Origin of the sequence: Streptomyces milbemycinicus, from assembly GCF_002154605.1 — a bacterium.
GTDB lineage: Bacteria > Actinomycetota > Actinomycetes > Streptomycetales > Streptomycetaceae > Streptomyces > Streptomyces milbemycinicus.
Genome location: NZ_MUNE01000805.1, coordinates 1 through 9410, shown reverse-complemented (window position 1 = coordinate 9410; position 9410 = coordinate 1). Strand labels below are relative to the sequence as shown.

Here is a 9410-nt window from a genome sequence, read left to right as displayed (position 1 = left end):
GGCCACCCGCTGCTGCTGACCACCGGACAACTGCCGGGGGTAAGCGCCCGCCTTGTCGGCGAGCCCGACCCGCTCCAGCAGCCGCGCGGCGCTCGCCAGGGCCTCCTTGCGCGGGCGGCGGAGCGCGGCGACGGGGGCCTCGATCAGGTTCTCCGCCACGGTGAGGTGCGGGAAGAGGTTGAAGTCCTGGAAGACGAACCCGATATGGGTGCGCTGCCGCAGAACGTCCCGCTCCTTCAGCTCGTACAGCCGGTTCCCCGATCTGCGGTAGCCGATCAGCTCGCCGTCGATGCTGATCCAGCCGCGGTTGACCTTCTCCAGGTGGTTGATGGTGCGCAGCAGCGTGGACTTCCCGGATCCGGACGGGCCGAGGACCACAGTGACCTCACCGGTGCGCACCTGGAGGTCCACGCCGCGCAACACCTCCAGCGGCCCGAAGCTCTTGTGGACCCCGCGCACCTCCACCATCACCTCACTCATGGCCGCCTCCCAGGGGTGCGGCCGGCCGGCGGCGCTGTGCGGCCGCGGCCCGCAGGCGCGCCGCGAAGCGCCGGGTGCGCTGGAGCGGGGTGGGGGGCACGGCGCGCTCGGAGCCCCGGGCGAAGTGGCGCTCGACGTAGTACTGGACGGCCGAGAGCACGGAGGTCAGGAACACGTACCAGGCGGTGGCGACCATCAGCAGCGGAATCACCATGCCGTTGCGCCCGTAGATGACCTTGACCTGGTAGAAGAGCTCGCCGATGGCCATCACGTACACCACCGAGGTGCCCTTGAGGAGGCTGATGATCTCGCTGCCCGCGGTGGGCAGGATGGCCCGCATGGCCTGCGGCAGGACGATCCGCCGGATCTGCCGCAGCCTGGGGATGCCGAGCGCCGCCGCGGCCTCCAGCTGGCCCCGGTCGACCGAGAGGACACCGCCGCGGACGATCTCCGCGCAGTAGGCCGCCTGGTGGAGCGTCAGGCCGATGAGGGCCGCGCCGATGGTCCCGATCAGATCGTTGCTGCTGACGGACCAGAACACCGGGCCGAAGGGGATGCCGATGCCCAACTCCCGGTACAGCGCGCCGAGGTTGAACCAGAACACCAGCTGGACGATCATCGGGATGGAGCGGAAGATCCAGACGTAGGTCCAGGCCACGGTGCGCAGCACGGGGCTGGCCGACAGCCGCATGAACGCCAGCACCGTGCCGAGTGCGAAGCCGAGCAGCATCGAGTAGGCAGTGAGCTGCAATGTCACCCCCACGGCGGTGACGATGGTCTCGGACAGCACGTACTCGCCGAACACCGACCACTGCCAGACGGGGTTGGTGACCAGCCCATGGAGAAACTGGACGGTGAGGACCAGGACCGCGAGGGCGGCGGCCCAGCGGGCGTAGTGGCGGGTGGGTACGACCTTCAGCGAGGCCAGATCGTCGTGGTCGGTGTCGTGATTCTCGTGCCGGGCGGCGAGGTGCTTTTCGAACGGGAGCGGGCCGATGGTCTCCGGATCGGCCTCCGTGTCGAACAGCGGCGTGTAGCCGCTGGCCAGATACAGCCCGCGGGCCTCGGGCTGGCGCGGCCCGGTGGTCAGGTAGATCCGCCGATAGCCCCGGGCGCTCGCCTCGCGCTCCAGTTCGGCGACCACCCGGCGGGCGAAACCGCGCCGCCGGTGTGCGGAGTGCGTCCAGATCCGTTTGAGCTCGGCCGTGTTCTCGTCGTACCGGCGGAAGGCCCCGCCCGCGACGGGTTCGCCGTGCTCAAGCAACAGCAGCAGCACCCCGCCGTGTGGCGTGGTGAACTCCTCGTCGGGGTAGCGGGCGAGTTCGGCGTGGGCGTCCTTGCCGTAGCGGGTCGAGTACTCCTCGCCCAGTTCGCGCAGCAGCGGCCGTACGCGCGGGTCGGACACCGGGACTTGAATGGCCGTCAGGTCGGCCGGTTCCAGTTGAGAAGGCGGCGGTTGTGCGACGGAGGTCATCCGTGCTCCCGCGTCGGACTGGGGCTTTCCGCGGACATGGGCGTGGCCTTTCGGGGAGGTGGGCGAGGAGCGGACGCGGGTAGCCCGCGGGTGCCCTGGGCGCCGGCCGTGGTGGCGGCGGAGCAGGGAGATGAGGGGGGTGGCAGCACACACATGGCCCGGGTGCGGCGGCGTGCGTACGGGCTCATGGCGCCGTCCGCACGCGAGTCAGTGCTCAGCGGCGGGGACGCCGGGGTGAGAGGGCTCGGACCGAGATGGTCACGAGCGGGGACGGACCGCTTGGGTGGTCCGCTGCCGAGTCAGCCGCAACACGCGGCGGACCACACCCGACCGAAGTCGATGTGGCCACGGGTGACCAAGCGCTGCTGGGCAGTCATGGCAATCATTCAGCAGTAGATCGCGCGCCACGTCAACCGCGCGCCGCATACTGGACCGCCGCGGGCCCGGTCGGTCACCGGCTCGTGCTGGGCCGTCGTTCCTGCTCCGGACGGGTGTGACCGGCCGCCAGGTCAGGGCCGCACGACGGAGGTGGCGCGGCGCGCCCGGTGTGCGCGGCGACCACCATGACGGCGAGGCCGAGCGCCACAACCGCGGCGCCCACGTACAGCGGCGCGGTGTAGCCCAGGCCGGCGCTGATCGCGAGGCCGCCGAGCCAGGCGCCCAGGGCGTTGCCGACGTTGGAGGCCGAGACGTTGGCACTGGCTGCGAGCGGCGCGCCGGCGGCGGCGTCCGTGACGCGGGTGATCATGCCGGGGACGCCGGCGAACCCGAAGACGCCCATCAGGAAGACCAGGACCACCGACGCGCCCCGCCCCTCGGCCAGCAGCCCGAACACCGCGAGTGTGGCGGCGAGTCCCGCCAGGGACGCGATCAGCGTGCGATCGCGGTCGCGGTCGGCCGCCCGGCCCCCGACGACGTTTCCGATCACCAGACCGCTGCCGTAGACGACGAGCAGCCAGGAGACATCGGCGCTGGAGAAGCCGGTGACCTCGGTGAAGGTGTACGCGATATAGCTGAACGCCCCGAACATGCCGCCATAGCCGAGGGCGGTGGCGGCGAGGGTCAGCCAGACCTGCCGGGAGCGGAAGGCGCGGAGCTGGGGGCGCAGACCGGCCGCCCGGTGGGCCTCGTCCACGGCGCCCGCCCAGGCCGGAACCCATACGGCGATGGCGGCCACGGCCAGCACGCCGATCCCGGTGATCGCCCAGAACGTGGCGCGCCAGCCCCAGCGTTCGCCGACCAGGGCGCCGAACGGCACGCCCAGCACATTGGCGACCGTCAGCCCCGCGAACATCACGGCGACCGCGCGCGAGGCCCGCTCCGGCGGGACCATACGGCGGGCGACGAGCGAGCCGATGCCGAAGAACGAGCCGTGGCACAGGGCGGCGACGACCCGGCCGAGCAGCGCCACGGCGTACGTGGACGCTACGGCCGACAGCAGGTTGCCGAGGACGAACAACACCACCAGCGCGACGAGGACGGCCTTGCGGTGGACGCGGTTGGTGGCGGCGGTCAGCAGGATCGCGCCGATCGCGACGCTGAGGGCGTACCCCGAGATGAGCCACCCGGCCGCCGCCTCGGAGACGTCCAGGTCGCGGCTCACCTGGGGCAGCAGGCCCGCGATAACGAACTCGGTCAGACCGATCCCGAAGCCGCCAAGACCGAGCGCGACCAACCCCGCGGGCATTCGCCGCGCGTCCCCGCCCTGTCGGATGTTCACGCAAACATCATGGGGTCCGGCCGCCGGACCTGACAAGAACCTTCCACCTACCCCACGACCGGCGGGCGCCGCCGCCAGTGCTGGGTGGCCTGTTCGAAGGCGTGGCCGATCTGGAGGGCGGCGAAGTCCGCCCGGTACGGTCCCACGATCTGCAGGCCGACCGGCAGCCCCTCGGGGGTGAACCCGGCCGGTACGGACAGTGCGGGGAGCGCCCAAGCGCCGCCACCGACGGCGCCAGGGGCAGGACCTTGATCAGATCGGGGTCCTTCTCGAAGAGGTACATGGTGAAGACGCGCCCGGTGGCCCCGTCCAGGACGATGTGGTCGGCCTCCTCGCCCTCTATGAGGAGATGGCCGATGGCCAGCAGGCCGCCGATGTCGTCGTCGAGCTCGGCCGGGTCGGCAGAGTCGTCGAGCAGCCGCGGCACCGGCACCACCCGGCCCTCGGCCAGCGGCCGGAACCGCATCAGGTAGCTGTCGCCCGGCAGGCCCGCCTCGCTCAGCGACCGGCGCGTCGCCTCGTGGGTGATCGCCGGATGGGACTCGCTCTCCGGGACCCTGATTACCGCCATCGCCATGCATCCCCCGTGCCGCCCCGGCGCGGTGCCGCGCCAGGTCTTCCGTCCTTGCTCGAAAACCCTACTGCGCGCCACCGACACTCCCCCGCGGTCGGCGTTCACCCAGGATTCTCCCTGGATTTCGCCGTCCGCCGTGACGCGGTGCCGCCTGGCGGACGAGACTGCCCCGACCCCCTGCTCCACCCCGGACGCCGAGGAGAGTGGCCGTTCATGACTTCCCTGGACCGTAGACGTTTCATGCAGTTGGCCGGCGGCGGCGCCGCGATGTCACTGCTGTCCGACAGCATCGCGCGGGCCGCGGAGATCCCCGCGAACCGCCGCACCGGCAGCCTGCGGGACGTGGAACACATCGTGGTCCTGATGCAGGAGAACCGCTCCTTCGACCACTATTTCGGCACCCTGCGCGGGGTCCGGGGGTTCGGCGACCCGCACCCCGTGTCCCTGCCCAGCGGCAAGCCGGTGTGGCACCAGCCGGACGGCACGAAGGACGTGCTGCCGTTCCGCCCCGACGTCGAGGATCTCGGCCTGCAGTTCCTCCAGGGTCTCAACCACGACTGGAACGGCGGCCAGTCCGCCCTCCACCAGGGCGCCTACGACAACTGGGTGCCGGCCAAGACCGCCACCACCATGGCGTACCTCACCCGTGAGGACATCCCGTTCCACTACGCGCTGGCCGACGCCTTCACCGTCTGCGACGCCTACCACTGCTCGTTCATAGGCAACACGGACCCCAACCGCTACTACATGTGGACCGGCTACACGGGCAACGACGGCGTCGGCGGCGGCCCGGTCCTCGACAACGCGGAGGCCGGCTACTCCTGGACGACGTACCCCGAGCGCCTGGAGAAGGCCGGGATCTCCTGGAAGATCTACCAGGACATCGGCGACGGCCTCGACGCCGCGGGCGGCTGGGGCTGGATCGAGGACGCATACCGGGGCAACTACGGCGACAACTCGCTGCTGTACTTCAACCAGTACCGCGGCGCCGCGCCCGGCGATCCGCTCTACGACAAGGCCCGCACCGGCACCGACGCCAAGAAGGGCGACGAGTACTTCGACATCCTGCGGGCCGACGTCAAGGCCGGCCGGCTCCCGCAGGTCTCCTGGATCGCGGCGCCCGAGGCGTTCAGCGAGCACCCCAACTGGCCGCCGAACTACGGCGCCTGGTACATCGCCCAGGTCCTGGACGCGCTGACCTCGAACCCTGAGGTGTGGAACAAGACCGCGCTGCTGATCACCTACGACGAGAACGACGGCTTCTTCGACCACCTCGTGCCCCCGTACCCGCCGTCCTCCCCGCAGAAGGGCGCGTCGACCGTGGAGACCACCGGGGAGCTGTTCCCGGGCTCCTCGTCGAAGGTCGCGGGCCCCTACGGCCTGGGGCAGCGGGTGCCGATGCTCGTGGTGTCGCCGTGGAGCACCGGCGGCTGGGTCTGCTCCCAGACCTTCGACCACACCTCGATTGTCCGGTTCATCGAGCGGCGCTTCGGGGTGGCCGAGCCGAACATCTCGCCGTGGCGGCGGGCGGTGTGCGGCGACCTGACCGCGGCGTTCGACTTCGCGCGGACCGACGCCCACCTCCCGGCCTTCCCGGACACCAGCGGCTATCTGCCCCCGGACCGCGAGCGCCACCCCGACTACAAGCCCAAGCCCCCGGCGCACGGCTCGCTGCCCGGACAGGAGCCGGGCACGCGCCGCGCCAGGCCGCTGCCGTACGACCTGGCCGCCGACGCCACGGTCACCGACGGCGGGCTGCGGATCGGCTTCGCCAACCCGGGCCGGGCGGGCGCGCACTTCCACATCACCTCCGCCACCGACGCCGCCGGCCCCTGGGGCTACACGGTCGAGGCGGGGAAGCGGCTGTCCGGCAGCTGGGACACCACGGAGCGGGAGCAGGGGGCGTACGACTTCACGGTCCACGGGCCCGGAGGCTTCCTGCGGCGCTTCACGGGCCGCACCGCCGACGGCCTGCGGGGGCCCGAGGTGAGCGCGCGCCACGACCGCAAGGCGGGGCAGGTGCGGCTGACCCTCACCAACGAGGGCGAGTCGACCGTGACGCTGACCGTGACCGACGCGTACAGCAAGGCCAAGCCGGCCACCTACCGGCTGCGGCCCGGTGCGCACACCGTCCACACGGCGGACCTGCGGCGCAGCCACCAGTGGTACGACCTGTCGGTTGCCTCCGACCACGACCGCGGCTTCCTGCGGCGGCTGGCCGGCCATGTCGAGACGGGGCGGGCAGGGGTCAGCGACCCGGCGATCTCGGCGGACTGACGCCACCGACCACCCCGATGCCCGCGTGCCCGGCCGGCACAGAGCCGTCGGCCGGACGCGCGGAGCTCGGGCGTCAGGCGCGGGCGGCGGCGATCAGCACCTTGGCCGCCTCGCGGGCCTGCCGGGCCGGTTCGGGGGTGCCGGATATCGCGGCCGTGGTGATCGCGCCCTCGGCCAGCAGGGCGAGGTGGGCGGCCAGCGGTGCGGGCAGGTCCGCGGCGGCGACGAGGCGGGCCACATAGCGCTGGAAGGCGTCCTTGTGGGCGCGGGCGGCCGCGGCGACCTCCGGTGCGGTGGCGCCGAGCTCGCCGTAGGAGTTGATGAAGGCGCAGCCCCGGTAGTCGGGCTCGCTGAACCACTCGTACAGCCAGTCGAAGATCGCCGCCACCCGCTCCTCCGGCGGCCCCGGCACCGCCTCGACGTAACTCGCGAGCCCGTGCAGCAGGTGGGCGTCGCGGCGCCGCAGATAGGCCTCGACCAGGACGGACTTGGACGGGTAGAGCTGGTAGAGCCGCTTGAGGGAGACGCCCGAGGCGGTCCGTACCGCGTCCATGCCGACGGCCTGTACGCCGCGGCCGTAGTAGAGCTCCTCGGCCGCGTCGAGGACCCGCTCCTTCGTGTCTTCGAGATCCACCGTCATCCGCCCTCGCCACCCCGCGCACCACTACCCGAGAACCATCGTTCTCCCACTCTACCTCAGGGCCCCGGCGGCGGGAGGTGCGCATGGACCGGCGGTGGGGGCGCGGGCCCGTCGTACGGCTCGACCTCCACCCGGGTCAGCTGGCCGGTGCAGCCCTGGGCCAGCCGCGAGGTGCCGGTGTCGCGGGTCAGCGCGTTGGGGTTGCCGTGGACACAGGTGGCCACCTCGGGGGCGGACGGGTCGAACCACGCGCCGGTGGCCAGCTGCGCCACGCCGGGGCGCAGCGCGTCACTGATCACCACCCCGGCCAGCAGACTGCCCACGGCACTGCGCACCCGCGCCACGTCCCCCGGCCGCAGCCCGCGTGCCGCGGCGTCGGCGGGGTGGAGGCGCACCGGTTCACGCCCGGCGACCTTGGAGGCGGCACTCAGCGCGCCGTGGTCGAGCTGGCTGTGCAGCCGGGCCGCCGGGTTGTTGGCGATCAGGTGCAGCGGGTAGGCGGCGCCGTCCTCCGGCGCGGGAGGGAGCCAGGTGGGGTGGCCGGGGCAGTCGTCATAGCCGTAGGAGGCGATGGTGCGGGAGTACAGCTCGATACGGCCGCTGGGGGTGGGCAGCGGGCGGGCGTCCGGGTCGGCGCGGAAGTCGGCGTACAGCGTGTGGCGTTCGCGCCGGCCGCGCAGCGCGATACGGCCCGCCCCCCAGAAGGCGGCGAAGTCCTCCCGGGGCGCGTACCGCGGGTCGAGCCCGGCCCGCCAGCTCTCATAGAGGTGTTCGAGCCAGGCGCGCTCGTCGCGGCCCTCGGAGAAGGCGGCGCCGACGCCCAGTTCGTGGGCGAGGTCGCCGAGGATCCGGTAATCGTCGCGGGCCTCCCCCACCGGTTCGGCGATCCTGTGCATGGCGATCAGCGCCGCGTCCTCCTTGGCGCCGCCGATGTCCTCGCGCTCCAGGGTGGTGGTGGCGGGCAGCACGATGTCGGCGTGGCGGGCGGTGGCCGTCCAGTGCGGCTCGTGGACCACGACCGTGTCCGGGCGGGTGAAGGCGCGGCGCAGCCGGGCCAGGTCCTGGTGGTGGTGGAAGGGGTTGCCGCCGGCCCAATGGACGAGGCGGATGTCCGGGTAGACCAGCCGCTGTCCGTCGTAGTCGCAGGTCCCGCCGGGGTGGAGCAGCAGGTCGGCGATTCTGGCGACCGGGATGAAGTCGGCGACGGGGTTGGTGCCCTGGGACAGGGTCGGCAGCTTGTACGGCAGGCTCCCGGCGCCGATCCCGGCGGTCGCCCCGTAGCCGTGGCCGAACCCGCCGCCGGGCAGGCCGATCTGGCCGAGCAGACAGGCCAGGGCGATGCCCGCCCACAGCGGCTGTTCGCCGCGGTGAGCCCGCTGGAGCGACCAGCTGAGCGAGATCATGGTGCGGTGGCGGGGCAGTTCGCGGGCGAGGGCGGCGATCCGGGCGGCGGGGATGCCGCAGATCTCCTCCGCCCAGCGCGGGGTCTTGGCGGCTGATCCGTCGTGGCCGAGGACATGGCGGCGGAAGGTGTCGAACCCTTCGCAGTAGCGGTGGCAGAACGCCTCGTCGTAGCGGCCCTCGTCGATCAGGACATGGGCGAGCGCCAGCATCAGCGCGGTGTCGGTGCCCGGCACCGGGGCCAGCCACTCGGCGTCCAGCTCATCCGCCAAGTCGTCGCGCAGCGGGCTGACCAGCACGAAGCGGGCGCCCCGGGCGCGGGCCGCGCGGAGCGCCGCCGCGGTGTGGTGGCGGCTGATGCCGCCCGCGCTGACCTGGGAGTTCTTGGCGGGCATCCCGCCGAAGCAGAGGAAGAGGCCAGTGTGCTCGGCGAGCACCGGGAAGGTGGTGGGGGTGGAGATCGGGGCGTCGTCTCCGACAACGTGGCGCAGCAGCGTACGGGATGCGCCCAGGCTGTAGGTGTTGACGGACCGGGTGTAGCCGCCCAGGCAGTTCAGGAACCGGTGGATCTGGCTCTGCGCGTGGTGGAAGCGCCCGGCGCTGCCCCAGCCGTACGAGCCGCCGAAGACCGCCCGGTTGCCGTGCTCGGCGCGGACCCGCTCGAACTCGCGGGCCAGCAGCGGGATCACGGTGTCCCAGGAGACCGGCACATATGTGTCGGCGCCCCGGGCCGGGTCGGGCCCGGGGCCGCGCTCCAGCCAGCCGCGGCGGATATGCGGCCGCAGCACCCGGGAGCGGGGGTCGAGGGCGGCGGGGAGGTTGCGCTGCAGCGGCTGGCTGGAGC

General features: G+C 72.5%; 7 protein-coding genes and 1 pseudogene. 1 reads left to right on the top strand and 7 read right to left on the bottom strand.

All coding sequences use genetic code 11. From position 1 onward, the window contains the following. The 5 genes and pseudogenes from CCN51_RS46660 to CCN51_RS60385 all read right to left on the bottom strand — a co-directional run. Positions 1–480: amino acid ABC transporter ATP-binding protein (locus tag CCN51_RS46660; protein WP_143676118.1), on the bottom strand; the 480-nt coding region annotated here is incomplete at its 3' end. After that, the gene (locus tag CCN51_RS58635; protein WP_238545729.1) at positions 473–1408 is read right to left on the bottom strand and encodes an amino acid ABC transporter permease; all 936 of its coding nucleotides are present in this window, start codon (positions 1406–1408) and stop codon (positions 473–475) included. The genes CCN51_RS58635 and CCN51_RS46660, both read right to left, overlap by 8 nt. A gap of 99 nt (positions 1409–1507) precedes the next feature. Then, positions 1508–1954, bottom strand: a pseudogene (locus tag CCN51_RS58630) (GNAT family N-acetyltransferase); the annotation flags it as partial. Between the two features lie 451 nt (positions 1955–2405). Further along, positions 2406–3641, bottom strand: coding sequence for an MFS transporter (locus CCN51_RS46650; RefSeq protein WP_014181365.1), 1236 nt, complete (start codon positions 3639–3641; stop codon positions 2406–2408). 40 nt (positions 3642–3681) lie between these two features. Continuing rightward, a complete protein-coding gene (locus CCN51_RS60385) occupies positions 3682–4245 on the bottom strand; it encodes an SUKH-4 family immunity protein (RefSeq protein WP_405381579.1) in 564 nt (187 codons plus the stop codon). Positions 4246–4461: 216 nt separating this feature from the next. Between CCN51_RS60385 and CCN51_RS46640 the strand changes: the two genes are divergently transcribed. Further along, positions 4462–6525, top strand: coding sequence for a phosphocholine-specific phospholipase C (locus CCN51_RS46640; protein ID WP_043488043.1), 2064 nt, complete (start codon positions 4462–4464; stop codon positions 6523–6525). A gap of 73 nt (positions 6526–6598) precedes the next feature. On the opposite strand, the gene CCN51_RS46635 is transcribed toward CCN51_RS46640, so the two are convergent. Next, a complete protein-coding gene (locus CCN51_RS46635) occupies positions 6599–7165 on the bottom strand; it encodes a TetR/AcrR family transcriptional regulator (RefSeq protein WP_014181362.1) in 567 nt (188 codons plus the stop codon). 56 nt (positions 7166–7221) lie between these two features. Next, a partial coding sequence (locus tag CCN51_RS46630) for a molybdopterin-dependent oxidoreductase (RefSeq protein WP_211303319.1) occupies positions 7222–9410 on the bottom strand: 2189 nt, incomplete at its 5' end.